At 62.7% G+C, this 25,819-nt stretch carries 23 protein-coding genes and 1 tRNA gene; 13 read left to right on the top strand and 11 right to left on the bottom strand.

Features of this window, described 5'->3' with window-relative positions; genetic code table 11:
- Positions 1 to 113: 113 nt before the first annotated feature.
- On the top strand, positions 114 to 1,064 hold the full coding sequence (locus NKI10_RS15970; protein WP_023671952.1) for an SPFH domain-containing protein: 951 nt from the start codon (positions 114 to 116) through the stop codon (positions 1,062 to 1,064).
- A 37-nt stretch (positions 1,065 to 1,101) separates the two neighbouring features.
- The gene (locus NKI10_RS15965) at positions 1,102 to 1,566 is read left to right on the top strand and encodes an NfeD family protein (protein ID WP_352739372.1); all 465 of its coding nucleotides are present in this window, start codon (positions 1,102 to 1,104) and stop codon (positions 1,564 to 1,566) included.
- A gap of 87 nt (positions 1,567 to 1,653) precedes the next feature.
- Here the strand turns inward: NKI10_RS15965 and NKI10_RS15960 are convergent, their stop codons facing one another.
- A complete protein-coding gene (locus NKI10_RS15960; RefSeq protein WP_023686410.1) occupies positions 1,654 to 2,649 on the bottom strand; it encodes a KpsF/GutQ family sugar-phosphate isomerase in 996 nt (331 codons plus the stop codon).
- Positions 2,650 to 2,799: 150 nt separating this feature from the next.
- Between NKI10_RS15960 and NKI10_RS15955 the strand changes: the two genes are divergently transcribed.
- Complete coding sequence (locus tag NKI10_RS15955) at positions 2,800 to 4,584, top strand: outer membrane beta-barrel protein (RefSeq protein ID WP_352860873.1); 1,785 nt, start codon at positions 2,800 to 2,802, stop codon at positions 4,582 to 4,584.
- On the opposite strand, the gene galU is transcribed toward NKI10_RS15955, so the two are convergent.
- Entirely contained in the window at positions 4,585 to 5,490 is a 906-nt protein-coding gene (gene galU / locus NKI10_RS15950) for a UTP--glucose-1-phosphate uridylyltransferase GalU (RefSeq protein ID WP_023671956.1), read from the bottom strand.
- A 207-nt stretch (positions 5,491 to 5,697) separates the two neighbouring features.
- On the opposite strand from galU, the gene NKI10_RS15945 reads away from it, so the two are divergent.
- Both NKI10_RS15945 and NKI10_RS15940 read left to right on the top strand, forming a co-directional pair.
- Complete coding sequence (locus NKI10_RS15945) at positions 5,698 to 6,921, top strand: lytic murein transglycosylase (RefSeq protein ID WP_023691763.1); 1,224 nt, start codon at positions 5,698 to 5,700, stop codon at positions 6,919 to 6,921.
- Between the two features lie 104 nt (positions 6,922 to 7,025).
- The gene (locus NKI10_RS15940) at positions 7,026 to 8,231 is read left to right on the top strand and encodes an SGNH/GDSL hydrolase family protein (RefSeq protein ID WP_023755025.1); all 1,206 of its coding nucleotides are present in this window, start codon (positions 7,026 to 7,028) and stop codon (positions 8,229 to 8,231) included.
- On the opposite strand, the gene NKI10_RS15935 is transcribed toward NKI10_RS15940, so the two are convergent.
- Together NKI10_RS15935 and gltB are read right to left on the bottom strand one after the other, a co-directional pair.
- A complete protein-coding gene (locus NKI10_RS15935; protein WP_023686414.1) occupies positions 8,228 to 9,682 on the bottom strand; it encodes a glutamate synthase subunit beta in 1,455 nt (484 codons plus the stop codon). The two genes, NKI10_RS15940 and NKI10_RS15935, sit on opposite strands and share 4 nt — an antisense overlap.
- Before the next feature lie 140 nt (positions 9,683 to 9,822).
- Positions 9,823 to 14,574 carry a glutamate synthase large subunit gene (gltB, locus tag NKI10_RS15930; RefSeq protein ID WP_352860871.1) on the bottom strand — a complete coding sequence of 1,584 codons (4,752 nt, stop codon included), beginning with the start codon at positions 14,572 to 14,574 and terminating at the stop codon, positions 9,823 to 9,825.
- 508 nt (positions 14,575 to 15,082) lie between these two features.
- Between gltB and NKI10_RS15925 the strand changes: the two genes are divergently transcribed.
- Positions 15,083 to 16,132 (top strand): threonine aldolase family protein, encoded by a 1,050-nt coding sequence (locus NKI10_RS15925; RefSeq protein ID WP_352860869.1) that lies wholly within the window; start codon positions 15,083 to 15,085, stop codon positions 16,130 to 16,132.
- Positions 16,133 to 16,150: 18 nt separating this feature from the next.
- Positions 16,151 to 17,047 (top strand): MBL fold metallo-hydrolase, encoded by an 897-nt coding sequence (locus tag NKI10_RS15920; protein ID WP_023747133.1) that lies wholly within the window; start codon positions 16,151 to 16,153, stop codon positions 17,045 to 17,047.
- Here the strand turns inward: NKI10_RS15920 and NKI10_RS15915 are convergent.
- Both NKI10_RS15915 and NKI10_RS15910 read right to left on the bottom strand, forming a co-directional pair.
- A complete protein-coding gene (locus tag NKI10_RS15915) occupies positions 17,044 to 17,808 on the bottom strand; it encodes a sulfite exporter TauE/SafE family protein (RefSeq protein ID WP_352860867.1) in 765 nt (254 codons plus the stop codon). The two genes, NKI10_RS15920 and NKI10_RS15915, sit on opposite strands and share 4 nt — an antisense overlap.
- A gap of 157 nt (positions 17,809 to 17,965) precedes the next feature.
- Entirely contained in the window at positions 17,966 to 18,433 is a 468-nt protein-coding gene (locus NKI10_RS15910; protein WP_352860865.1) for an Hsp20 family protein, read from the bottom strand.
- A gap of 456 nt (positions 18,434 to 18,889) precedes the next feature.
- Between NKI10_RS15910 and NKI10_RS15905 the strand changes: the two genes are divergently transcribed.
- The 4 genes from NKI10_RS15905 to NKI10_RS15890 all read left to right on the top strand — a co-directional run bounded on the left by NKI10_RS15905 (position 18,890) and on the right by NKI10_RS15890 (position 21,380).
- Entirely contained in the window at positions 18,890 to 19,849 is a 960-nt protein-coding gene (locus NKI10_RS15905) for an alpha/beta fold hydrolase (RefSeq protein ID WP_352860863.1), read from the top strand.
- Between the two features lie 164 nt (positions 19,850 to 20,013).
- A complete protein-coding gene (locus tag NKI10_RS15900; RefSeq protein ID WP_023683236.1) occupies positions 20,014 to 20,184 on the top strand; it encodes a hypothetical protein in 171 nt (56 codons plus the stop codon).
- Between the two features lie 3 nt (positions 20,185 to 20,187).
- A complete protein-coding gene (locus NKI10_RS15895; protein ID WP_352860861.1) occupies positions 20,188 to 20,427 on the top strand; it encodes a DUF1127 domain-containing protein in 240 nt (79 codons plus the stop codon).
- Between the two features lie 122 nt (positions 20,428 to 20,549).
- On the top strand, positions 20,550 to 21,380 hold the full coding sequence (locus tag NKI10_RS15890) for a helix-turn-helix domain-containing protein (RefSeq protein WP_023683234.1): 831 nt from the start codon (positions 20,550 to 20,552) through the stop codon (positions 21,378 to 21,380).
- Between the two features lie 12 nt (positions 21,381 to 21,392).
- On the opposite strand, the gene hisN is transcribed toward NKI10_RS15890, so the two are convergent.
- Both hisN and NKI10_RS15880 read right to left on the bottom strand, forming a co-directional pair.
- Positions 21,393 to 22,166 (bottom strand): histidinol-phosphatase, encoded by a 774-nt coding sequence (gene hisN / locus NKI10_RS15885; protein ID WP_023683233.1) that lies wholly within the window; start codon positions 22,164 to 22,166, stop codon positions 21,393 to 21,395.
- A gap of 337 nt (positions 22,167 to 22,503) precedes the next feature.
- Positions 22,504 to 23,445: an N-formylglutamate amidohydrolase gene (locus tag NKI10_RS15880; RefSeq protein WP_023747131.1), complete on the bottom strand. Its 942-nt coding sequence runs from the start codon at positions 23,443 to 23,445 to the stop codon at positions 22,504 to 22,506.
- Between the two features lie 164 nt (positions 23,446 to 23,609).
- Here NKI10_RS15880 and cpdR point away from each other — a divergent pair, with 164 nt between their 5' ends.
- Positions 23,610 to 23,972: a cell cycle two-component system response regulator CpdR gene (cpdR, locus tag NKI10_RS15875; RefSeq protein ID WP_023671195.1), complete on the top strand. Its 363-nt coding sequence runs from the start codon at positions 23,610 to 23,612 to the stop codon at positions 23,970 to 23,972.
- Positions 23,973 to 24,086: 114 nt separating this feature from the next.
- Positions 24,087 to 24,161 (top strand) — tRNA-Val (locus tag NKI10_RS15870).
- A gap of 207 nt (positions 24,162 to 24,368) precedes the next feature.
- On the opposite strand, the gene NKI10_RS15865 is transcribed toward NKI10_RS15870, so the two are convergent.
- The 3 genes from NKI10_RS15865 to NKI10_RS15855 form a co-directional block, all read right to left on the bottom strand.
- Positions 24,369 to 24,656 carry a DUF982 domain-containing protein gene (locus tag NKI10_RS15865; protein ID WP_245260022.1) on the bottom strand — a complete coding sequence of 96 codons (288 nt, stop codon included), beginning with the start codon at positions 24,654 to 24,656 and terminating at the stop codon, positions 24,369 to 24,371.
- Between the two features lie 112 nt (positions 24,657 to 24,768).
- The gene (locus tag NKI10_RS15860) at positions 24,769 to 25,191 is read right to left on the bottom strand and encodes a DUF982 domain-containing protein (protein WP_306413578.1); all 423 of its coding nucleotides are present in this window, start codon (positions 25,189 to 25,191) and stop codon (positions 24,769 to 24,771) included.
- 64 nt (positions 25,192 to 25,255) lie between these two features.
- A complete protein-coding gene (locus NKI10_RS15855) occupies positions 25,256 to 25,720 on the bottom strand; it encodes an Hsp20 family protein (protein ID WP_023671192.1) in 465 nt (154 codons plus the stop codon).
- Positions 25,721 to 25,819 lie beyond the last annotated feature (99 nt).

The following is a 25,819-nucleotide window of genomic DNA, read 5'->3' as shown; positions in this document are numbered from 1 at the left end:
TGCACTAATAATCAACGATCACCTGATTGTAACATTATTGAAACACACCTAAGTGTTTGGTGAAGTCGGTTGCATGGAATCAACGCCATGGCCGGCATCTGAGGGAGATTCAAATGGACTTCAGTGGTTTCGGTATTGCGATTGGTGCGCTTGCCTTTCTGGTATTGGTGCTTCTTATCAAAGGCATCCGGACAATCCCGCAAGGCTATAATTATACGGTGGAGCGCTTTGGTCGTTACACCAAAACACTAAGCCCCGGCCTCAACCTCATCGTGCCGTTCGTCGACCGAATCGGCGCCAAGATGAACATGATGGAGCAGGTGCTCGACGTTCCGAGCCAGGAAATCATCACGCGCGACAACGCCATTGTGGGCGTCGACGGCATCGCCTTCTACCAGATCCTCAATGCGGCCCAGGCCGCCTACCAGGTCGCCGGCCTGGAGAACGCCATCCTCAATTTGACGATGACCAACATCCGTACCGTCATGGGCTCGATGGACCTCGACGAATTGCTGTCGAACCGCGACGCCATCAACGAGCGCCTGCTGCGCGTCGTCGACGAAGCGGCGCATCCGTGGGGCATCAAGATCACCCGCGTCGAGATCAAGGATATCAATCCGCCGGCCAACCTCATCGAATCGATGGGTCGTCAGATGACCGCCGAACGCAATAAGCGTGCGCAGATCCTCGCCGCCGAAGGCCTCAAGCAGTCGCAGATCCTCGAGGCCGAAGGCCGCAAGGAAGCCGCCTTCCGCGACGCCGAGGCGCGCGAACGCTCGGCCGAGGCCGAAGCGCGAGCCACCCAGGTTGTATCGGAAGCCATCTCCAAGGGCGACGTGCAGGCACTCAATTACTTCGTGGCGCTCAAATACACCGAAGCGATGGGCAAGATCGGCACCGCTAACAACAGCAAGGTCGTGCTGATGCCGATGGAAGCCTCGGCGCTGATCGGCACCCTCGGCGGCATAAGCGAGATCGCCAGGGAGGTGTTCCGCAGCGAAGGCACCGCCGGCGCCGCCAGGCAGGCCGCCCGCCCTCCGGTGGTTCGCCCAAGCGAGAATTGAGGCTAGCTGAGAACCGAGATCATAGGAGCGCACTCCCATGTTCGACCGCATCATTTCCGAACTTGGTCCGTGGAACTGGATGGTTCTGGGCTTCGTCCTCCTGGTGATGGAGGTCATCGCGCCAGGAATATTCATGCTGTGGATCGGCATCGCCGCATTGGTGATCGGTGTGATTTCCCTGCTCATCTGGGACGCAAGCTTCTGGGCCTGGGAAGTCCAGGTCCTCGCCTTCCTGGCCCTGTCGCTGGTCTCGGCCCTTGCCGGAAAGAAGCTGGTTGGTGGGCGTAATACCCCTAGCGACCAGCCGCTGCTCAACCGGCGCGGCGCGCAGTTGGTCGGCAGGATGGCAACGCTGGCCGAGCCGATCAAGGACGGTCGCGGCCGCATCAAGCTCGGCGACACACTGTGGCGCGTCTCCGGTCCCGACCTGCCGGCCGGCACGCAGGTGCGCGTCGTCAGTTCAGCCGAGACCGATCTGGAACTGACCGTCGAGGCAGTTTGACATTTCGAAAGCGCATGGCGCTTTCGATCCGGAAAATCAGGCCGCGTCGCCTAGGGCTTCCCGAACGCGACGCGTCCTTTGATTTTTTCAGGCGGCGCCGATGCGCAGCAGGTCGTGCAGATGAACCAGTCCCACGAGCCGCCTGCCTTCGACCACCATCAGGCTCGTAATGGCCGAATTGTTGATAATCTGCAGCGCCGTCGCCACCAGCGTGTCCGGTGTGGCGGTCTTCGGCTTTTTCGTCATCACCTGATCGACGCTCATTTCCATGAGATTGCTGCCGATGTGACGCCTGATGTCGCCGTCGGTGATGATGCCCACCAACGCGCCATCCGCCGTCGCGATCGCCACGCAGCCGAAGCCCTTGTTCGACAATTCGAGGATCGCCTCGCGCATGCCCGTGCCGGAAGACACCAGCGGCAGCCTGTCGCCGACATGCATGATCTCGTGGATCTGCGTGAGGTTGGCGCCGAGCTGGCCGCCGGGGTGGAACGTGCGGAAATGGTCGGGCGTGAAGCCGCGCGCTTCGAGCAGCGCGATGGCCAGCGCATCGCCGACCACCAGTTGCAGCAGGGTCGATGTCGTCGGCGCCAGACCGTGCGGGCAGGCTTCCGGCGCGGACGGCAGGAGCACCACCACGTCGGCCGCGCGCGCCAGCGCCGAGGCCGCGCCCGCGGTAATCGCAATCAGCGGGATCGAGAAGCGCCTGGAATAGGCGACGATGCCCATCAATTCTTTGCTCTCGCCGGACCATGACATGGCGATGATGGCATCGTCTCTGGCGATCATGCCAAGGTCGCCGTGATTGGCCTCCGCCGGATGGACGAAGAAGGCAGGCGTGCCGGTCGAAGCCAGACTAGCCGCGATCTTAGTGCCGATATGGCCGCTTTTGCCGACGCCGGTGACTATGACGCGGCCATTGATGCGCGACACCATGTCGACGGCGCGGGCGAAAGGTTCGGCCAGTTCGTTCTCCAGCGCGGCGGCCAATGCCGCCACGCCGGCCTGTTCCGTGGCTACCGTTCTCAGCGCCGAGGCGACCGAAGCCTCCAAAGGCTTCTTTTCTGGGGATCCCGCATGCATGGCTGATGCGATTAGCGCTTTGCCGTTCGCCTGTCCAACAGAATTGCCGTCCAGCCATGTCGTACAGGCACACCTTCAACCCTCCGTTAACCATCCCCGTTTACGGTTCGGTAAGTATGGCGCGCTTGCGCCGCGCAAGCAGTGGTGACGATGTCGCGGGCCCAGCCTCAAGAGAAAAAAGGTCGAACGGGCAGAGCCTTTTGCGCTCTGCTTCTGGCGACGAGCGTGCTCGCTTTGCTACGGCCAACTGCGCTTCATGCCCAGGAGACCGAGCTGCGCGGCGAAGTTTCGGAATCGGCGATCCTGTCCGACCAGCAGCGCCGGGCCAGGCAATTGAGCAAGGCCAACAGGCAGGTCAAGCCCGCCCCTGCCGACACGGCCCCCACGGGAAACACGCCAACCGCTTATGTGCCGGCCAGCCATGGCGCCTCGCCTGACGACACCGACTCGTCACAGGCCGGCGCAGACAGCATTTTCGACCCGCCGGCGACCATCTACGATTCGTTCGCCGACAAGCCGCCAACCGTCCAGCCACGCCGTCCGTCGACGGCAAAGCAACGCGCCGCCGCGGATGCAGACAAGGCCAAGGACAAAACCAAGGCTGCCGACAAGAAGAAGCCTGGCAAAGCCACGGACCAGACCACCACCGGAACGACTCCGGACGGCACTGCGGCAGACGACGCCGATCAGGACACAGCCAACCGCCGTGTCCTCACCGTCGACGGCGTCGACCGACGAAAGCTCGACCCTGGCGCCGAGCGCACCGACGCCATCGAGGGCCAGAAGAAGAAGCTCGAGGACGACCCGTACGCGGCAACCGGCATCAAGGTCGGCTCGTTCCTGCTGCGGCCGACGCTCGAGCAGGGCGTTGCCGTCACGTCGAACGCCGATTCCAGCGCTGGCGGCAAGTCGGCGGTGCTGTCCGAAACGGCGCTGCGTTTCTCCGCCGCCTCCGATTGGCGCGAGAATTCGGCGGTCATCGACGGCTACGGCAATTTCCGCAACACCATTTCGGGCCAGAAGATCAATGAGGCACGCGGCCGTATCCAAGGCACGTACAATGTCGACCTCGACAATGAACTGCGCGCCATCGCCAAGCTCGGCTACGAGATTGCACCGGAATCGGCCTCCGCGCCCGACGCCATTGCCGGCGTCAAATCGCAGCCGATCCGCCAGACGGTCGACGGCAGCCTCGGCGTCGAGAAGGACGTCGGCAAGATGCGCTTTGCGCTGACCGGCGCCGTCTCCCACGACATCTATGGCGATGCCGAACTTACCGATGGCACCTCGCTGTCGCAGAAGGACCAGGACAACACGCTCTACACCGCAACGTTGCGGACTGGCTATGAAATTTCCCCGGCTCTGACGCCCTTTGCTGAGATTGAGCTCGGCCGCCGGGTATATGACCAACGGATCGACAACAAGGGCTTCGAGCGCTCCTCGACCCGGCTTGGCGCACGCGCCGGTATCGAAGTCGACATGGGCGAGAAGCTCAAGGGTGAGTTCTCGGCCGGCTGGCTGAGGGAGGCGATCGACGACAAGAACCTGGAGGCGATTTCGGGAGCCACCATCAATGCCGACCTCAAATGGTCGCCCGAGCGCGGTACCATCATCAGCCTCACCGGGCGAACCACGGTCGAAGGCACAACGAATGCCGGTGAGAGCGGCGACATCCTCTATTCCGGCCGCCTCACCGGCGAGCGGCAGATCCGCGCCGACCTGACCGGCAACGCAGCCCTTGGGCTCGACTGGCGCAATTACACCGGCTCCGACGGCCATGACATGACGCTGAGTGCAGAGGCCGGGCTGACCTGGTGGCTGAACCGCTATGTCGGCCTCACCAGCCGCGCCCGCACCGAAAAGCTGACCAGCAATCTGCCCGGGCGCAACTACACCGCCAACAGCATCTATTTGGGGCTGAAGCTGCAGCGATAGCTAAAAAGCAGCGCCGCGACGCTCGGACGGCTTCATCTCATCGAGCAGCGTGCGGATGACGCCGGCCATGTTCTCGTTCATGTCGCTGCGCCACAGCGCGAAGGCGACATTGGCCTCAACGAAGCCTTCCGGCGAGCCGCAATCGAAGGTGCGGCCCTGAAAGTGGTAGCCAAAGAAGGGCTGCTGCTTTTCCAGCTTCAGCATCGCGTCGGTGAGCTGGATCTCGTTGCCGGCGCCCTTTTCCTGGCTTTCGAGGATCTTGAAAATCTCGGGCTGCAGGATGTAGCGGCCGTTGATGTAGAGATTGGACGGTGCGGTGCCGGTCTTCGGCTTTTCGACCATCTCGGTGATGCGGAAGCCGTGATGCGTGTCCTCGCCGCGGCCGACAATGCCATATTTGTGGGTCTCGGCCGGATCGCATTCCTGCACGGCGATGATGTTGTTGCCCGTCTCCTCGTAGAGCTCGACCATGGCCTTCGTGCAGCTCTTCTCCGACTGCATGATCATGTCGGGCAGCAACAGCGCGAAGGGTTCGTCGCCGACCAGTTCGCGGGCGCACCAGACGGCGTGGCCGAGCCCCATCGGCACCTGCTGGCGGGTGAACGAGGTCTGCCCCGGCGCCGGCTGCAGCCGCTGCAAGCGGGCCAGCTGATCGTCCTTGCCGCGCTGTGCCAGCGTATCATAGAGCTCGAACTGGATATCGAAATGGTCTTCTATGACCGCCTTGTTGCGGCCGGTGACGAAGATGAAATGTTCGATGCCGGCCTCGCGCGCCTCATCGACGACATACTGGATGACCGGCCGGTCGACGACGGTCAGCATCTCCTTGGGAATGGCCTTGGTGGCCGGGAGAAACCGTGTGCCGAGACCGGCGACCGGGAAAACTGCCTTGCGAACTCGCTTCATGCGTCAATTATCCGTTTGAGGGCGTGCCCGGCAATCCCGCCTCGCGACATTTTCGCGCCGGAATTGTGGATTATCGGGCCATTGAGGGAAACATCAACCGGTAAAGCATCCAGGTGTCTTTTCGTTCCAGGCGCCGCCTATGGTAAACCAATTGCTAACCCGGTTCGGCGATGAATGGTCTTTCCTGAGATAGAGAAAGGGGAAAATATGTCCGTTCGCAGTGCCGCAAAACTCTTTACCAGCGTGCTGACGGCGGCCAGCCTCTCGCTCGCCTTGCTGATGCCGGCCGGACCGGCCTTCGCCGATGCCGGTTTTCGGCAATGGGTCGCCGGCTTCCGCGCCACGGCCGTGGCGGGCGGCGTTTCCGGCGGGGTCTACGACCGAGCGTTCCGGGGCATCAATGAGCCCGACCCGGTGGTGCTGGAAAAGGCACGCACCCAGCCCGAATTCACCGCACCTGCCTGGGACTATTTCGACAACCGCGTCCACGACCAGTCCGTTGCCGTCGGCCAGCAGATGGCCAAGAAATGGAAGCCGTGGCTGGAACGGATCGAGGCGAGGTTCGGCGTCGACCGCTACATCCTGCTCGCCATCTGGTCGATGGAATCGAATTATGGCGAGATCCTCAAGCGCGACGACATCATGCGCAATGTCATCCGCTCGCTGGCAACCCTCGCCTATGGCGACCCGAAGCGTTCGAAATTCGCCCGCACCCAATTGGTCGCCGCGCTGAAAATCCTGCAGACCGGCGACATCGACGAAAGCCACCTGATGGGCTCCTGGGCCGGCGCCATGGGCCAGACCCAGTTCATCCCGACCAGCTACCAGCATTATGCCGTCGACATGGACGGCAACGGCAAGCGCGACATCTGGAATTCGATCCCCGATGCGTTGGCGACATCAGCCAATCTGCTGAAGAAGAATGGCTGGCAGGGCGGCAAGACCTGGGGCTACGAGGTCACCATTCCGGCGGGCAAACTGCCGGCCGGCTCGAAGACATTGGCGCAGTGGCAGGCGCTCGGCGTCGCCAGGGCCAATGGCAAGCCGTTCAAGAACGCAACCGACAAGGCGACCCTGAAAGTGCCGGACGGCCGCGGCGGACCGGCCTTCCTGATGATCAAGAACTTCTCCGTCATCAAGGCCTACAACAACGCCGACAAATATGCCCTGGCCGTCGGCCTTCTTGCCGACGAAATCGCCGGCTCTAATGGTCTGGTGCAGGACTGGAAGCGGCCCTTCACCAAACTGTCCTTCGAGGAAAGGCAGGAGTTGCAGAAGCGGCTTTCGCAGCACGGACTTTACGACGGCAAGTTCGACGGCAAGATCGGTGACGGCACGAAAACCGCCATCATGACCTATCAGGCAACGGTCGGCTTGACCCAGGACGGGTATCCGAGCATGGAAGTGCTCAAATGGCTCAGAAAGAAATAGAGCCGGCGACGGCAGCGCGCATCTGTGACGCGCAAGGGATGCCGTAGCATCGGTCTGTGCATGATCCCCTGCGAGGGCCATGCACCAAGGGATGGAGAGGGTGCTTGGTTTCGGCAACGCGTATCCGTGTGATCGTTTTCCGCTTGCCGATCCTCGTTCTGGCCATCGTTGTCCTGGCGACGGGACTCGCCGGCACTTTCCACACACCGGCTTTGGCGCAGGAACAACCGCAGAACCGCGGCTGGTCGCTGCGCGACCTTCTGTTCCCGCGCCGCAGCGAACGCATCGAGCCGCCGCTCGACGTCCGCAAGGCAAAGCCGAAGGTCAAGAAGAAGCCCCGTGCACCCGTTGAACCTTCCGCTCCGATTGTCGAGAAGACACCGGATGCCCGCGTCGTTCTGGTGATCGGCGATTTCATGGCCAACGGCCTGGCCGAAGGCCTCGAAACAGCCTTTGCCGACAATGCCAACGTCAGGATCGTCGAGCGCGCCAACGGTTCTTCGGGTTTCGTGCGCGATGATGTCTACAACTGGCCCGAACAGGTCAAATCGCTGGTCGAGACCGAGAAGCCCGCCGCCGTGGTCGTCATGCTGGGCTCCAACGACCGCCAGCAGATGCGCGTCAACGATGTGCGCGAGCAGCCGCGCTCCGAGAACTGGACCAAGGAATACGAACGCCGGACCGAAGCCTTGGGAAAGGCACTGGCGGCGACCAAGGTGCCTTATCTGTGGGTCGGCATGCCAGCCTTCAAGACGCCGAAGATGACCTCCGACATGCTGGCATTCAACGACATCTACCACTCGGCTGCCGAGAAGAACGGCGGCGAATTCGTCGATGTCTGGGATGGGTTCGTCGACGAGAACGGCGCCTTTGTCTCGACCGGCCCCGACATTAACGGCCAGGCCGTGCGGCTGCGCTCCGACGACGGCATCAACGTCTCGAAAGCCGGCAAGCGAAAGCTCGCCTTCTACACCGAAAAGCCGCTGGCCAAGATCCTCGGCCTGGCAGCGCCGGGAAGCGTGGTGACGGCTGCCGCACCGGCCGGCGCCCCGGTCGAGGCGCCGTCGCTGCCCGCCGCCCCGATCGTGGTCGACCGCACCGTTCCAATGCTGCTCAACGATCCGGCGCTCGACGGCGGGACCGAGCTTCTCGGTGCGGCGGCGGCGCCGAAAGCCAATCCGGATCTGCCCGGCGAAAAACTAATCCTCGAAGGCAAGGCGCCCGAGGCCTCGCCCGGTCGCGCCGACGACTTCTCCTGGCCGCCCAAGGCCGCTGCCGCGACGGATACGACGACGGCGATCAACCGTTAACGGGGGAGTACCGTCGACCCCATCAGCGCTTCATCGATCGAGCGCGCGGCCTGGCGGCCTTCGCGGATCGCCCACACAACCAGCGACTGGCCGCGGCGCACATCACCTGCGGCGTAGAGCTTGTCGACGCTGGTCTTGTAGTCGCGATCGTTGGCTTCGACATTGCGGGAACGGCGGCTGTCGGTGGTGATTTTCATCTCACCGTCCAGCTCTTTCGCGACGCCGGCGGCAGCCGGTCCGGCAAAGCCGATGGCGATGAAGGCGAGGTCTGCACGGATGACGAATTCGGTGCCGGGGATAGGCTTGCGCTTCTCGTCGACTTCGCAGCATTTGACGCCGGTCAGCTGGCCGTCCTCGCCGATGAATTCGAGCGTCGCCACCTGGAATTCGCGCTCCGCACCTTCGGCCTGTGAGGACGAGGTGCGCATCTTGGTCGCCCAGTAAGGCCAGACCGAAAGCTTGTCTTCCTTCTCCGGCGGCTGCGGGCGGATGTCGAGCTGGGTGACGCGCACCGCGCCCTGGCGGAAGGCGGTGCCGACGCAGTCGGACGCGGTATCGCCGCCGCCGACGACGACGACATGCTGGCCGCCGGCGATGATCGGATGCGACGGCCAGGCCACCGACTGGATCGGCTCGCCGCCGACGCGACGGTTCTGCTGCACCAGATAGGGCATGGCGTCATAGACGCCGCCGAGATCGTCGCCCGGAATGTTGGCCGGACGCGGCGATTCCGAACCGCCGCAATAGAGCACCGCATCGTATCCGGCGAGCAACTCTGCCACCGGCTTGTCGACCCCGACATTGACGCCGCAATGGAAGGTCACGCCCTCGCCCTGCATCTGCTCGATGCGGCGGTCGATATAGTGCTTCTCGATCTTGAAGTCGGGAATGCCGTAGCGCATCAGCCCGCCGGGACGGCTCTCACGCTCATAAACGCTGACCTCGTGGCCGGCGCGGCCAAGCTGCTGCGCCGCCGCCATCCCTGCCGGGCCGGAGCCGATGACAGCGACCCGCTTGCCCGTCTTCTTCTCTGGCGGATAAGGCCGGATATGGCCGGTTTCATAAGCCTTGTCGGCGATTGCCTGTTCGACAGTCTTGATGGCAACCGGAATGTCCTCGAGGTTCAGCGTGCAGGCTTCCTCGCAGGGCGCGGGGCAGATGCGGCCGGTGAACTCGGGGAAATTGTTGGTCGAATGCAGGTTGCGGATCGCATTGTCCCAGTCGCCATTGTAGACGAGGTCGTTCCAGTCCGGGATCTGGTTGTGGATCGGGCAACCGGTCGGCCCGTGGCAGAACGGGATGCCGCAATCCATGCAGCGCGCCGCCTGTTTCTCGACCTCCTTGTCCGACATCGGCAGCGTGAATTCACGAAAATGCCGGATGCGGTCGGAGGCCGGCTGGTACTTGTGCACCTGCCGGTCGATTTCGAGAAAGCCTGTTACCTTGCCCATAGTCCAGTTCCTGCTGTCCAGATGGTGCGGTTTTCGCACCCGTTAACCCCTTGAGGCAGCCGTGGCAACCTTGCATCCGAGGTCAAACTGTCGCTGAAAGTTCCGCCGGGAAGCCTGCGCCTCCCGGCAAGTCGAAAAACCTATTCCGCCGCCACGCCCATGCGCATGCGTTCCATCTCGATCAGCGCGCGGCGGTATTCGACCGGCATGATCTTGCGGAATTTCGGCCGGAAGGTCGTCCAGTCGTCGAGTATCTCGCGGCCGCGTACCGAACCGGTGAAATGAACGTGGTTCGAGATAAGCTGGTAAAGCCGTTCCTCGTCATGGGTGGTCATGTCGCCCGAGACGTCGACGCGACCCTTGTGGTCGAGGTCACCGCCATGATGCAGCAGCCTTTCCATCAGATCGTCTTCTTCCGGAACCGGCTCCAGCTCGACCATCGCCATGTTGCAGCGCGCGGCGAAATCGCCGGCCTCATCCAGAACATAGGCCACGCCGCCCGACATGCCGGCAGCGAAGTTGCGACCGGTCTGGCCGATGACGACGACGATGCCGCCGGTCATGTATTCGCAGCCATGATCGCCGACGCCTTCAACGACGGCGGCGACGCCCGAATTGCGCACCGCGAAGCGCTCGCCGGCGACACCTGCGAAATAGGCCTCGCCCTCGGTCGCGCCATAGAGGACGGTGTTGCCGACGATGATCGATTCCGCCGCGACGATCCTGGACTCCTCCGGCGGCCGGATGACGATGCGTCCGCCCGACAGGCCCTTGCCGACATAGTCGTTGGCCGCACCGACGAGATCGAACGAGATGCCGCGCGCCAGGAAGGCGCCGAACGACTGGCCGGCGGTGCCGGTCAGCTTCACCTGGATCGTGTCCTCGCGCAGGCCCTTGTGCCTGAAGCGCTTGGCGACTTCGCCCGACAGCATGGCGCCCGTGGAGCGATCGACATTGCGGATGTCGACCTCGATCTTGACCGGCTGCTTGCTTTCGAGCGCGGGCTTCGCCAGTTCGATCAGCTTGCGATCGAGTACATCGTCGATCGGGTGTTTCTGCCGTTCGGTCCAGTGCACCGCCTCGTGCGGCGCGTCCGGCTTGAAGAACATCTTGCCGAAATCGAGCCCACGCGCCTTCCAATGCTGGATCATCTCGCGCTTTTCCAGCAGGTCGCTGTCGCCGATGATCTGGTCGATATGGGTGTAGCCCATCTCGGCCAGCAGCCCCCTCACCTCTTCCGCAACATAGAAGAAGAAGTTGATGACATGCTCGGGCGTGCCCTTGAAACGCTTGCGCAGAACCGGGTCCTGCGTCGCGACGCCGACCGGGCAGGTGTTCAAGTGGCACTTGCGCATCATGATGCAGCCGGCCGCGATCAGCGGCGCGGTCGAGAAGCCGAACTCGTCAGCACCGAGCAGCGCACCGATGATGACGTCGCGCCCCGTGCGCAAGCCGCCATCGACCTGCAGTGCAACGCGCGAGCGCAGCCCGTTCAGCACCAGCGTCTGGTGCGTCTCGGCAAGGCCCATTTCCCATGGACTGCCGGCATGCTTGAGCGAGGTCAGCGGCGACGCGCCGGTGCCGCCATCATAGCCGGAGATGGTGATGTGGTCGGCGCGCGCCTTGGCGACGCCCGCCGCGACCGTGCCGACACCGACTTCCGACACCAGCTTTACCGAGACATCGGCCGCCGGGTTGACGTTCTTCAGATCGTAGATCAGCTGCGCCAGATCCTCGATCGAATAGATGTCGTGATGCGGCGGCGGCGAGATCAGGCCGACGCCAGGCGTCGAGTGCCGGACCTTGGCGATGGTGGCGTCGACCTTGTGGCCGGGCAGCTGGCCGCCCTCACCGGGCTTGGCGCCCTGCGCGACCTTGATCTGCATGACATCGGAATTGACGAGATACTCGGCGGTGACGCCAAACCGCCCCGAGGCGACCTGCTTGATCGCGGAACGTTCGGGGTTCTTGCTGCCGCCGGGCAGCGGCAGATAGCGGTCGGCCTCTTCGCCGCCCTCGCCGGTGTTCGACTTGCCGCCGATCTGGTTCATGGCGCGCGCCAGCGTCGTGTGTGCCTCGCGCGAGATCGAGCCGAACGACATCGCCCCGGTCGAGAAGCGCTTGACGATATCGGCCGCCGACATCACGTCCTCTATCGCCACCTTCTTGCGGCCGGTCTCTTCCGCAAGCTTGATCCTGAACAGGCCGCGTATGGTCTGGGCACGGGCCGTCTCGCTGTCGATCTGCGCGGAATACTCCTTGAACGTCTCCCACGAGCCCTGGCGCACGGCGTGCTGCAAGGTGGCGACCGCGTCGGGCGACCACATATGGGCTTCGCCGCGCATGCGGTACATGTACTCGCCGCCGACCTCGAGGCTGTTGCGCAGCACCGGATCGTTGCCGAAACCGTCGGTGTGGCGGCTGAGCGTCTCAGCCGCGACCTCGTCCAGGCCGACACCTTCGATCAGCGTCGCTGTGCCGGTGAAGTACTTCTCGACGAAATCCGACTTCAGCCCGATGGCGTCGAATATCTGCGCGCCGCAATAGGACTGGTAGGTGGAGATGCCCATCTTCGACATCACCTTGAGGATGCCCTTGCCGATCGACTTGATGTAGCGCGAGACCACCTCGTAGGCGTCAACCTCAGCCGGCAGTTCGCCACGCTTGTGCATGTCAAGCAGCGTATCGAAGGCAAGGTAGGGGTTGATCGCCTCGGCGCCGTAGCCGGCGAGACAGCAGAAATGATGCACTTCGCGCGGCTCGCCGGATTCCACGACAAGGCCGACCGCGGTGCGCAGACCCTTGCGGATCAGATGGTGGTGCACGGCAGCCGTCGCCAGCAGTGCCGGAATGGCGATACGGTCGGGACCGACCTGGCGGTCGGACAGGATGATGATGTTGTAGCCGCCGGCGACAGCGGCTTCCGCCCGCTCGCACAGACGCTCGACGGCGCCCTGCATGCCGGCCGCGCCCTCGCTCGACCCGTAGGTGATGTCGATGGTCTTGGTGTCGAAACGGTCCTCGGTGTGGCCGATCGAGCGGATCTTTTCCAGATCGCCATTGGTCAGGATCGGCTGGCGCACTTCGAGCCGCTTGCGGCGCGAATTGCCGACCAGGTCGAAGATGTTCGGCCGCGGCCCGATGAACGACACCAGGCTCATCACCAGCTCCTCGCGGATCGGGTCGATCGGCGGGTTGGTGACCTGGGCGAAATTCTGTTTGAAATAGGTGTAGAGCAGCTTCGACTTGTCCGACATCGCCGAGATCGGCGTGTCGGTGCCCATCGAACCCACGGCTTCCTGGCCGGTGGTCGCCATCGGCGACATCAACAGCTTGGTGTCTTCCTGCGTGTAGCCGAAAGCCTGCTGGCGATCTAGCAGGCTGACATCCTTGCGCAGCGCGCGCGGCTCCACCGGCTTCAGATCCTCGAGGATCAGCTGCGTGTTGTTGAGCCAGGTCTTGTAGGGATGCCTGGTGGCGATCTCCGACTTGATCTCCTCGTCGGAAATGATGCGGCCCTTGGCGAGGTCGATCAGAAGCATGCGGCCGGGCTGCAGCCGCCACTTCTTGACGATCCTCTCCTCCGGCACCGGCAGCACGCCGGCCTCTGACGCCATGATGACGCGGTCGTCGTCGGTGACGATGTAGCGCGCCGGGCGCAGACCGTTGCGGTCGAGCGTGGCGCCGATCTGGCGACCGTCGGTGAAGGCGACCGCGGCCGGCCCGTCCCACGGCTCCATAAGGGCTGCGTGGTATTCGTAGAAAGCCTTGCGGTCGGCATCCATCAGCTTGTTGCCGGCCCAGGCTTCCGGGATCAGCATCATCATGGCGTGGCTGAGGCTGTAGCCGCCCTGGAACAGGAATTCGAGCGCATTGTCGAAGCACGCCGTGTCGGACTGGCCGTCATAGGAGATCGGCCACAGCTTGGAGATGTTGTTGCCGAACAGTTCGGAATCGACCGAGGCCTGGCGCGCCGCCATCCAGTTGTTGTTGCCGCGCACCGTGTTGATCTCGCCATTATGCGCGACCATGCGGTAGGGGTGCGCGAGCTTCCATGACGGGAAGGTGTTGGTCGAGAAGCGCTGGTGGACGAGGATCAGCGCGGTCTCGAAACGCGGATCCGACAAATCCTTGTAATAGGCGCCGACCTGGTAGGCCAGGAACATGCCCTTGTAGACAATGGTGCGCGCCGATAGCGACACACAGTAGGCGCCGATATCCTTGTTGTTGTTCTCGGCGTAGATGCGGCCGGAAATCACCTTGCGCAGCAGGTACAGCCTGGCCTCATATTCCTCGTCATCTGGAATGTCTGATGTGCGGCCGATGAAGACCTGGCGATGGAACGGTTCGGAGGCCGCGATATCGGGCGCCTTCGACAGCGATGAATTGTCGACCGGCACGTCGCGAAAGCCGAGCAGCGGCAGCCCTTCTGACTGCGCCGATTCGGCGATGATCTCTTCGATATGGGCGCGCAGTGCCGCATCCTGCGGCATGAACCAGTGGCCGACGCCGTATTGGCCTGCCGCCGGCAGTTCGACGCCCTGGGCCGCCATCTCTTCGCGGAAGAAATGATCGGGGATTTGCACCAGCACGCCGGCGCCGTCGCCCATCAGCGGATCGGCGCCGACAGCGCCGCGATGCGTCAGGTTTTCGAGCACGAAGAGCCCGTCCTTGACGATCTGGTGCGACTTCACGTTCTTCATGTTGACGATGAAGCCGACGCCGCACGCGTCATGCTCGTTGCGCGGATCGTAGAGACCCTGCGCGGCCATGCCATTGGTGGTCAGGCCGTTGGTGGTCTGGCCTTCTTTGGTCAGAACGGTATTTTTAACGGCTGCCGCTTTCGTCTGCGCGGCCTGGCCGATAATCGCAGATGGCGTCAGTTCCGTCATCGTCCTGTCCTCCGTTCCGGCCCCTTGCACGTCTAGCATTTGGGGCGCTGGTCTACCTTGGGAAGCGACTGGCTTCCGCTCTCATTCTTGCGGCACGTCTTTTCGAAATCCTTGGCGGACCGTGCGGTGCACCGCCGGTTCGTATCCGGTATCGTACAGGCCACAGCCGAGCCGTCTACCCGTCGCTCGCGGCAACGGCCGGAGTGGCCCAAATATACGCCAATCCAGCCTGACTTGTGCGACAAAATAAGACAGCACTACTGTCCTAAATTTTTATGGCAGAAATCCTGGGCGCACACAAGACCGATTCACCAAATTCTTGGATGTTTGGCGACAGAAAATTACGTCAGGCGATGTCGAAACGAAATTTCGGTCCCGGCACTCCTTCGTGATCGCCTTTGGCTTTACCGCTTTTTCAGCCCTTGGCCCTTGCGCGTCAAACCCCGAAACGGCCATGGTCGCGCTCTTGTCGCAACCAGACTTTCTCAACCAGACAGGGACTTTCCTGATGTTCTTTGCATCCGACAACTGGGCGGGCGTCCATTCCAACATTGCCGCCGGGCTGTCAGCCAATGCCGGCGGCTTTTCGACCGCCTATGGCGATGGCGATCTCGACCGCGCCGTCTACCAGCGTTTCAGCGAGATCTTCGAACGCGAGGTCGCGGTGTTCTTCGTCGCTACCGGCACGGCGGCCAACTCGCTGTCCCTGGCCGCTTACAACAAGCCCGGCGGCATTTCCTTTGCGCACCGCGAATCGCACATCATCGAGGACGAATGCGGCGCGCCGGAATATTTCAGCGGCGGCTCGCGTCTCCATGCTGTCGACGGCGCCCTGGGCAAGATCGACCCGCACAATCTTGAACGGGCCGTCGACCGTTTCGCACCCGAAATCGTCCATTGGGGACGCCCGACGGCCGTCTCGATCACCCAATCGACCGAAGTCGGCACAGTGTACGGGCTCGACGACATTTCCACCATTTCGGAGATCGCCAAACGCTTTTCCCTGCCGCTGCATATGGACGGCGCCCGTTTTGCCAACGCATTGGTCGCGCTTGAGACGACGCCGGCCGAAATGACCTGGAAGCGCGGCGTCGACATCGTCTCGTTCGGCGGCACCAAGAACGGCTGCTGGTGCGCCGAAGCGTTGGTGCTGTTCGATCTAGACCGCGCCAAGGAGTTGTCCTTCCTGCGCAAGCGCGCCGCACAGCTGTTCTCCAAGTCGCGCTTCATCGCAGCGCAGTTCGACGCCTACTTCACGGACGGCCTGTGGCTGGACACGGCCCGTCATGCCAATGCCATGGCCGCGCGCCTGGCGGCTGCGATCGAGGATTCGGCAACGGCGAAGCTCGCCTGGTTGCCGCAGGCCAACGAGGTGTTCGCGGTGATGAAAAAGGCGGAAGCCGAAAGGCTGCAATCCGTCGGCGCAGCCTTTTACGACTGGCACAGGCCGCACGGCTTCGACGGCCATGTCGGCGAGGACGAGTTGCTCTATCGCTTCGTCACCAGCTTTGCCACGACTTCAGATGAGGTCGATCGCTTCGGCCAGATGATCGCCTGAACCCGCGAGACCGCGCCAATGACAAAGCCACCTCTCGGCTCAACCATGCGGCTGGTTCGCCCGGCGCCAAACGTGCTCGGCTTCTACGATGGCCGCGTTGACGGCGTTCGCGCCTGGTCGGACGAGCCGAACTGGCTGGACGACGGCGCCTATGCCCTCGGCATCTGCACCTATGCGATCGTCGATGGTTCGCAGGCGCTTGTCTACGACACGCATATTTCGCTGCCTCACGCGCGCTTCATCAGGCAGACGCTCGAAGACATGGGCGCAACATCGATCCGGGTCGTGCTCAGCCACTGGCATGACGATCATATTGCCGGCAATGAGGTGTTTCAGGATTGCGAGATTATCGCCAACACGCTCACCGCCTCGGCGCTCGCGAACAACCGGGCTGAGATCGAAAGCGGTGTTCCACCGATCAAGCCTCTCGTGCTGCCGAACAGGACCTTCGCAGGCAGTCTTGACCTCGCCGTTGGATCGATCGCCGTCGAACTGCGTCAGGTCGAAATCCACAGCCATGACGGCACGGTGCTGTTCATGCCCGAAACCGGCCTGCTCCTGGCGGGCGACACGCTCGAGGATCCGATCACCTATGTCAGCGAGGCGGATCGGCTGGCGCAACATCTGGTCGATCTCGAACGCATGGCCGGCTGGTCGATAGACCGCATCCTGCCCAATCACGGCTCGCTCGAAGCGATTGAGCGAGGCGGCTACGACAAAGGCCTCATCGCCGCGACGCAAGCCTACGTTCAAAAACTGCTTCGCTGCCGGCGTGAGCCTGATCTTGCGAAGCAGGATCTGAAAACCTGCGGCGCCGACATATTCGCCACGGGCGCGGTCGAGTACTTCGCGCTGTACGAGCCCGTCCACCGGCAAAACGTCGAGGCCGTTCTCGCAACCGGCACCGATCGCTAAGCAAGGAAAGGCCGCGCCAAAAGCTCGAGGCCAAGCAAGATCAGGAAAACAAGAAACCAGCGCCGGAAGGTCGCCGGGCTGATCCGCTGCCGGAGCAACTGTCCGAGCCACATGCCGAGCAAGGCCGGCGCAACCGCCAGCGACGACATGGCGACATGCCCGACCTGGAACGCGCCGTGCGAGGCAAGGCCGGCAGCGAGCGCGATCGTCGACACGGTGAAGGACAGGCCGAGCGCCTGGATCAGGTCGTCGCGGCTCAGCCCGAGTGCCTGGATATAAGGCACGGCCGGGACGACGAACACGCCGGTGCCGCCGGTAACGAGGCCGGTGAGGAAACCGACAATCGGCGACGACCAGCGCTCGGCTGACGCGGGAACCGTCAACTGCCGCGCCAGCAGCGTATAGACGGCATAGACGATCAGCGCCGCCCCGAGGCCGGCCGTCGTCCATTTGACATTGTCGCTGGCCAGCAGCCATGAGCCGGCCAGCGTGCCGGCGACGATGCCGACCATCATCAGCCACAGCCGCCTGAGGATCCAGCCGAAGCTCGGGCCGGCAAACAGCTGCCAGATATTGGTGACGAAGGACGGCACGATCAGCAGCGAAGCCGCGGCGACCGGCGGCATGATTGTGCCCAGCAGCCCCATCGCCAACGTCGGCAGTCCCATACCGGTAACGCCCTTGACGATGCCGGCCAGCAGGAAGGTCACCGCAATGGTTGCCGTTAGTGCCAGGGAAAAATCAGCCGAGAGATCAGACATCGCCCTTCATGGGAAGACGGCGCCCGCCGCAAAAGAGCCAGAACTCTTCGGTTGGGGTGACAGAGGCTGCGGCGAAAAAAAGCGGCGCCTCGCGGCGCCGCTTTCGTCTCGGGAGGAGACGCTTTTAACCTTGGGCGTTGTGACGCCGCCGTCTTGATCACCCGGCGTTCTTGGCCTCGATCTGCTTGGCGTTGGCCGAAGAGGCGGCAATCGCGATCTTGCGCGGCTTCAACTCCTCGGGGATGTTGCGCTTGAGGTCGACGAAAAGCAGGCCGTTCTTCAGCGTGGCGCCGACGACCTCGACATGGTCGGCAAGCTGGAAGCGGCGCTCGAACGAACGCGAAGCAATGCCGCGGTAGAGCAAATCGGAGCCTTCGCCATTGCCTTCTTCCTTGCGCTCACCCTTGACGGTCAGCACGTTGCGGTGGGCTTCGATCGAAATCTCTTCGTCCGAGAAGCCGGCAACCGCCATCGAGATGCGATAGGCGTCCTCGCCGGTGCGCTCGATGTTGTAGGGCGGATAGGTCTGCGCGCCATCAGGCTGGGCCAGCGAGTCGAGCATGGTGAACAGTCGGTCGAAGCCGACGGTCGAGCGATAGAGCGGGGAAAAATCAACGTGACGCATGAGGTGTTCTCCTGTTGAGCAACATGTTTGCGTGTGGCCGGTGCGAAACCCTGGAAAGGCGTTTCGGTGGACCAGCAGCCCCAAGATCGGCGGCTGCATCCGACATTTGGGGAGCGCAAAAGCGCATTTCAAGGATTTTTGAAGAGCGCCAATCGAGGCGTCGATGAACGGCAGATGAACCGCCGCTTCGGCGCCCGTTCAGCCGGCCGGTGCTAGAGTGCCCCACGATAAAGAACCAGGCGGCGCCGGATGAAAGCGCCGCGACGAGGCCGACCGGGTGTAACGTCCCTTCCTCCCGGATCGACAGAGGCCGGAAGCACGCCGCCGCAGGCTGCTTCCGGCCTTGCTTGTTGTTCGTCCGCCCCCTTGGCGCCCTCCCTTTGCTTTTCATCCGTTGGCGTCTATCACCATGCCGACGCCCTGCCGGGTGAGACACCACGAAGACGCAAGCGCCTAATGACGGATCTCTTCCATCCCACGCCAGGCAATCCGCCGCCGCAAAATGTCGCCGGCGGCTTTTTCACCACGCGCGACGGCAAGAAGATCCGCTACGGCCTGTTTGCCGCGGTCACCCGGCCGCTGAAAGGCACCGTCGTGCTGCTGCCCGGCCGCAACGAGTGCATCGAGAAATATTTCGAAACCATCCGCAACCTGACCGACCGCGGCCTCGGCGTCGCCGCGCTCGACTGGCGCGGCCAGGGCGATTCCGACCGGCTGATCGCCGACCCGCAACGCGGCTATGTCCGCTCCTTCTACGATTACACCGGCGACCTCGAACAGTTCTTCGAGGACATCGTGCTGCCCGACTGCCGCGGCCCGTATTACATCCTCGCCCATTCGATGGGCGCCGTGATCGCGCTGCTCGCGGCGCCGTCGATGGTCAACCGGGTGCGTCGAATGGTGCTGATTGCGCCTTTCCTGACGGTGCCCGACTCGCCCGTGTCGGCAAAAACGGCGCGCCGCGTCTGCTCGGTATTGTGCTTTCTCGGCCTCGGTCGGCTCTACGCCGCCTGGGGTCCGCGTCCCAGGGAAACCCTGCCCTTCGCCCTCAACAAGGTGACATCGGACCCCGGGCGCTATCAGCGCAACACGAAAATCTACGAGCACTATCCGCAACTGGCGCTCGGCGGGCCGACGATCCGCTGGCTGCAGGCGGCAATCAAGGCAGGCGAAGCCATCAGCGAGCCCGACTTCATGGCCAGGATCGAGGTGCCGCTGCTGATGATCGCCGCCGGCGCCGATCAGGTCGTCTCGACCAAGGCCGTGGAAGCCTACGCCAGGCGTCTGCGCCTCGGCTCGCTGCTGATGATCGATGGCTCGAAACACGAGATCCTGCAGGAGGCCGATGTCTATCGCGAGCAGTTGCTCGCCGCCTTCGACGCCTTCATACCCGGCAACGACGACCCCACAGCCTGATGCCGCCGGCGCTGCATGTTGCGGCGCCTTGAGCTTGCGCCTGCTGACAGCCTTCTGTCAGGAGCAGCGCCGGCAGCACACAAAGAGCTAAAGATTCTGACAGCCGGTGCCGCCCCGGAATGCTCATCTCTCCGTGTCGAACCGAACGCCAAGGAGATGACGTCATGACCGAGAAAACCTGCGCTGCCTGCGATTGCCAGCTGGACGCCAATCCGATCCGCGTCAAGGTCGGCGGCAAGACCGTCGAGGTCTGCTGTGAGGAATGCGCGATTGCGCTGAACGAAGCCGGCGCATCAGTGGCCGGCGCATCAGTGGCCGGCAACGGGGAAGCCTGAGCGATGCGCCCCGATCATGCAGCGGCGGCGCAATGCCTCGCACATCAGCCGACAACTCAAACCGCGACGTTCCGGCGGTCCTTGCGGACACAAGGCATCGCGGCGGCCAACTGGATCGGCCGTCAACTGGAAAGGCGCCGAAGCCGCCTTGCCTTGCTCGAAATGACCGACGAACAGCTCAAGGACATCGGTCTGTCGCGCAGCGACGCTCACTGCGAATACATGCACCGTTTGTGGGACTGAGCCATGGCCGTTACGAAGGGCCCGACAAGTCTCCTGACAGGTTTGGACAAGCCAATCGCCTAAATGTGCCGGAGCAGCTTTCGGTGCAAGGGTAGAATGCAACGGCCATGTCTCAGCTCACCATGTCGCAGTTCACGGTACAGACGCTTCTGGACACCGGCACCGTCAGGGTGAGGGATGTCCTCTGCAGCGGCGAATGCCGGCACAAGAGCGAAGAAGAGTGCACCGCTGCCACGCATCTTGTGTTTCCCTATCGCGGCGTCTTCGTGCGCCATGTCGGCCGCAACGATGCGGTCGCCGAAGCCAACCAGTTGTTGTTCTTCAACAACGCCGAAGGCTACCGGATCAGCCATCCCGTCGAGGGTGGCGATTCCTGCCTCGATCTCGTTGTCGAGGAGGCGCAACTGCAGGAGCTGACGCCGAAGGAGCAGTTGCGCTCGGGCAGCGCCGTGGCGTTTCGTCGTCAGCGCCGCCGCATCGACCCGCGGGCTCAGGCGCTGGTGGCGGTGCTGCGCTACAGCCTGAGCCGCAACATTGCCGAAACGCTGGAGGCCGAAACCCTGGCGCTGACGCTGGTGCGGCGCTCCCTCGGCGAGAGCACCTCGCATGCCGCCGGCGCCAGCGCTGGCCGGCAGAAGCTGGTCGATCGCGCCAAGCTCGTCCTGTCCTCGGATCTTTCGCGGCGCTGGACGCTGGCCGAGATCGCCGCTGAAGTCGGGGTATCACCGGTTTATCTCACGCAGGTTTTCCAGCAGGTCGAGGCGATGCCGCTCTATCGCTACCATCTGCGCCTGCGGCTGGCGCGCGCGCTCGACCTGCTTGGCCGCTACGACAATCTGACCACGCTCGGCCTGGACCTCGGCTTCTCCAGCCACAGCCATTTCAGCTCCGCGTTCAGGCAGGTCTACGGGCGAACGCCGGCGGAATTCCAGCGCTCGATCAAGCCGCGCTGATCGGGTCGACTATCAGCCCCGCAGGGCTGCCATTGCAGCCGCATGAAGCTCCGGCGTTGCGGCGGCCAGGATGTCGCCGCCCTTTTCCGCCGGACCGCCCTCGAATGTGGTGACGACGCCGCCGGCCTTTTCGATGATCGGGATCAGCGCCACGATGTCGTAGGGTTTCAATCCGGGATCGGCGACGATGTCGACGCTGCCCGAGGCAATCATGGCAAAGGCGTAGCAATCGGCGCCGTAGCGGGCGAGCTGGATCTGTTCCTCGAACGCGTCGTAGCGGGTGCGCGCCTCGCCCTTGAAAAGCGCCGGCGTGGTGGTGAACAAGGTCGCCTCGTCAAGCTTCGTCCTCTTGCGGGTCGACAGCTTCCGCGGCCCACCGGGGCCTTCGTAGTGGGAGCCGGAAGCGTTGGCGTAGAACAGCTCGCCGGTGAACGGCTGCGCCATCATGCCGGCGACGGCGTCACCGTCGACCGTCAACCCGACCAGCGTTCCCCACACCGGCAGGCCTGAGATGAAGGCGCGGGTACCATCGATCGGATCGATCACCCAGACATGCCTTGAGGAGATGTTTTCGCTGCCATGTTCTTCGCCAAGGATACCGTGATCGGGATACTCAGCCGAGATCAGCGCCCGAATGGCGCGCTCGGCCTCGCGGTCGGCCTCGGTGACCGGGTCGAAACTGCCTTTTTCCTTGTTGGCCACGGCGCCCTGTGCGCGGAAACGCGGCAAGGTTTCAGCCGCCGCTGCTTGCGCGATCCGGCGCATGAAATCGATGCTGATGTCCACGTGATTCTCCCGCATTACAGAGTGCCAACCCGGTCTGCCGGCACTTTCCCGCCAAAACAAGCCGGTTTATCGATTTATCAGAGACATCGGCGTTGCTGAAATGTCACACATCGGGACCATCGAAACGCATTTTCACATCAGAGTGAATTAAAAAAGCGTGGGATCGATTGACATTTGTGCATCGCACAATAAATTTGTTCTCGGACAGGTTTTCCTGTCCATGCCCTCCTTGGGCGTTTCCTCCCTAGACTTCGACCGTGTCGTGCAAACGATGCGGTCTTTTTTTACGCTGCGGGATGGCCAGCGCGGGATTGCATGAACAGCCGCCGCTCCGGCGTCATTCGGCGGCCAGCGGCAGGTCGACGAAGTGGTGGTCGGGCATCGCCATCAGGTCGGCCGAAAAGCGCGCCATATCGTCGCCCAGCGCATCGAAGCCGGCCGATTTCTGGAACGTCCGCTCATTCATGTAGAGGCCGCGATTGACCTCGATCTGCAGCGCATGCAGATGGCGCGCCGGCCGGCCGTAATGCTCGGTGATGAAGCCGCCTGCATAGGGTTTGTTGTGCGCGACGGTGTAGCCCATGCCGATGAGCAGGCCGATCGCCGTCTCGGTCAGGGCCGCCGTGGCCGAGATGCCGAAACGGTCGCCGACGATGAAATCCGGCCGCAGGCCGCTGTCGCCCACCCTGATGCTCGCCGGCATCGAATGGCAGTCGATCAGCACGGCATAGCCGAACCTGGCATGGGTTCTGGTCAAAAGCCGCTTCAGCGTCTCGTGATAGGGTTTGTAGACCACCTCTATGCGCTGGACGGCCTCCGCCAGCGGCAGACGGCCGGAATAGATGTCGAGCCCCTCGCCCACCAGCTTGGGCACGGTGCCGAGCCCGCCGGCGACGCGCGCCGAGCGGATGTTGCAGAAGGACGGCACCGGCTCGGCGAACATGCGCGGGTCGAGTTCCCAGGGTTCGCGGTTGACGTCGAGATAGGCGCGCGGAAAATTCGCCGCCAGCATCGGCGCGCCCAGCGCCACCGCGCTGCCGAACAGCTCGTCGACATAGCAATCCTCGGAGCGGCGGATGGCGTTCCGGTCGAGCCGCGCCATGGCCAGGAAGCGGTCTGGATAATAGCGGCCGCTATGCGGTGAGTTGAAGACGAAGGGAACGCGCTGCTCGGCGCCCGATCGGATTTCGAAGGGTGGAACGACCGAAAAATCTTCGGCTGCCGTCGTCAATTTGAACGAACCCGGAAACAGCAATGCATCATGATGGGAAACTGCCACCTCATCGGCCGCATGTCCAGCATTTCGGCATGTCAGGAACCCCGTCAAATCAGGATTAATGCCGCCAACGTTCACTTGATGTTTACCGTCAGCTCCTCATATACAGGATGGTTAACGGGCTTGCCGGACGGCAGGCTTGGCTGGGGTGATTCGGACGGGACAAGATGGCACGCATTCTGCTGGCGGAAGACGACGACGACATGCGCCGGTTCCTGGTCAAGGCACTGGAGCGGGCCGGCTACCACGTCAGCGATTTTGACAATGGCGCCAGCGCCTACGAGCGGCTGCGCGAAGAACCTTTCTCCCTGCTGCTGACCGATATCGTCATGCCGGAGATGGACGGCATCGAACTCGCCCGCCGCGCCACCGAGATCGATCCCGACCTGAAGGTGATGTTCATCACCGGTTTCGCGGCCGTCGCGCTCAACCCCGATTCCAAGGCGCCGAAAGACGCCAAGGTGCTGTCCAAGCCCTTCCACCTGCGCGATCTCGTCAACGAGGTCGAAAAAATGCTGCAGGCCGCCTGAAGCACGCACAGTGTGATCTCGCCGCTTCGTCGGCGGCGCGACAAAACGAGCCTTTCTTTCCCTTTCCGGCTATTGACGCGCTGGACCAAAAATGGTGTATGCGCGGCTTCGGATGGGCGTGTAGCTCAGCGGGAGAGCACTGCATTGACATTGCAGGGGTCACAGGTTCAATCCCTGTCACGCCCACCATCCTTTCAATAACTTAGCCAAGCCCGTTTTTGGCGCACCCCTTCGACGACTTAGCCGGTAAGGCGGCCACCGCTTGTGGCAGCCGCCTCGTGTTTGTGGACATTCTAATGCATGGCGCTCAAAAGTGGCCCCGGTTTTGAGACGACGACATGCATAAAAACAAAGACCTAAAGCGCGTCGTCTGAGTCCGTTCAAACGCGACGCGCTTTAGACGTGGTGCGGGCTTAGCGTCCTTGAAGGCGCAGGCTCGATGCCGTCCTCCATAAGAATATCCTTCTTGCGAGCGAACGCGACGAAGACGCCTCGTGCTGTCTCGGGTTCCACATCACCAATCAGAGCGGCTTTGCAAGCGCGAATAGCAGCTCTCTGCTCCGGGCTGTTGCCACACCATTCGGCTGCGAATTGATAGGCATCTGCGACCGTGTTGAGTTGGCGGGGAAAGCCCAATCCCACCCACACCCGGACTGGCTTTTCAAAAGGTTTCGATAGCATCATGACCTCCTTTCCTAATGCATGTCACCCAGAAGTATGCCGCCGTTCTGGGACAACGACATGCATCAAAACAAAGACTTAAAGCGTGTCGCATGAATCCGTTTCGCGACGCGCTTTAGGCAGTCACTCCTCCGCCTTCGCCACCTCTGCCCATCATCCACGGCATTGTCGTGGATACTTCCTCAAGGATTCTGGCTGCTTTCGCAAAACCGCTGAACGCGTCTCTGGCTGCGGAAAGCGGATAATCGCTATCGAAAGCTCGCTGGCAGGCCCGCAATGCGGTTTGGTGAATGGGGCCGCGCCTGTCCTTCGGCCATTCATAGAGGAACTCCAGAGCGTCCTCGAGACACGTGATTTCCTGAACAAGGTTGTCGCCGCTTTTCACGAAAACGGCGCTGTCAAACATCCGATCGTTCATATGATCCTCCAAATTGAACGAACCATTGAGTTTCATGGTTTGCGCGGTCCAGGCCAACTGCAGGCGCGCGACAGAGGCGCGCCAGTAGGTCCTGCAGTGATCATCTTCGTTTCTCCGCAATCACAGCCTCCCGGCCGGAACCGGGAGGCGGACCCGCAGTTCAAAGTGTGACAGATCGACAGGATTACGCGGCTTTACGCGCGCGGTCCGTGTCTTGCGTGATCTGAGTGGCGGCCGTTGGCGTGTCGCCCACGCCGATGCTGATGCGGCGCGGCTTCAGCTCTTCGGGAATCTCGCGGACAATGTCGATCGAGAGGAGGCCATTCTCCAGTTTGGCTGCCTTGATCTTCATGTGGTCGGCAAGCTTGAACGTCTGCCTGAAACTGCGGTAGGCAATGCCCTGGTGCAGCAGCTGGCGTCCGCTCTGATCATCAGCTTTCTGGCCTACCACGACCAGTTCGGGTCCATGCTGGGTCAGCTCAACCTCATCTTGGCTGAAGCCTGCGATGGCCATCGAGATACGGTAATCGTTCTCGTCGACCTTCTCGATGTTATAGGGCGGCCAGTCCGGACGCGTGCCGCTGTCGAGCATGTCGAAAAGCCGGTCGAAACCGACGGTGGTCCGATAGAGGGTATCAAAGGTTCTCATAGCCACATCCTCCTTGAAGCAACATGGGTACAAGGACGCCGCCCCGTGCGGCGCCGCCATTTTTTGCCGAGCCTTATGGCCTTGGCGGAAATCGAATTA

Source organism: Mesorhizobium sp. M0802 (assembly GCF_040320115.1).
GTDB lineage: Bacteria > Pseudomonadota > Alphaproteobacteria > Rhizobiales > Rhizobiaceae > Mesorhizobium.
The sequence above is the reverse complement of the archived record's forward strand: the minus strand, read 5'-3'. Positions and strand labels throughout refer to the sequence as shown.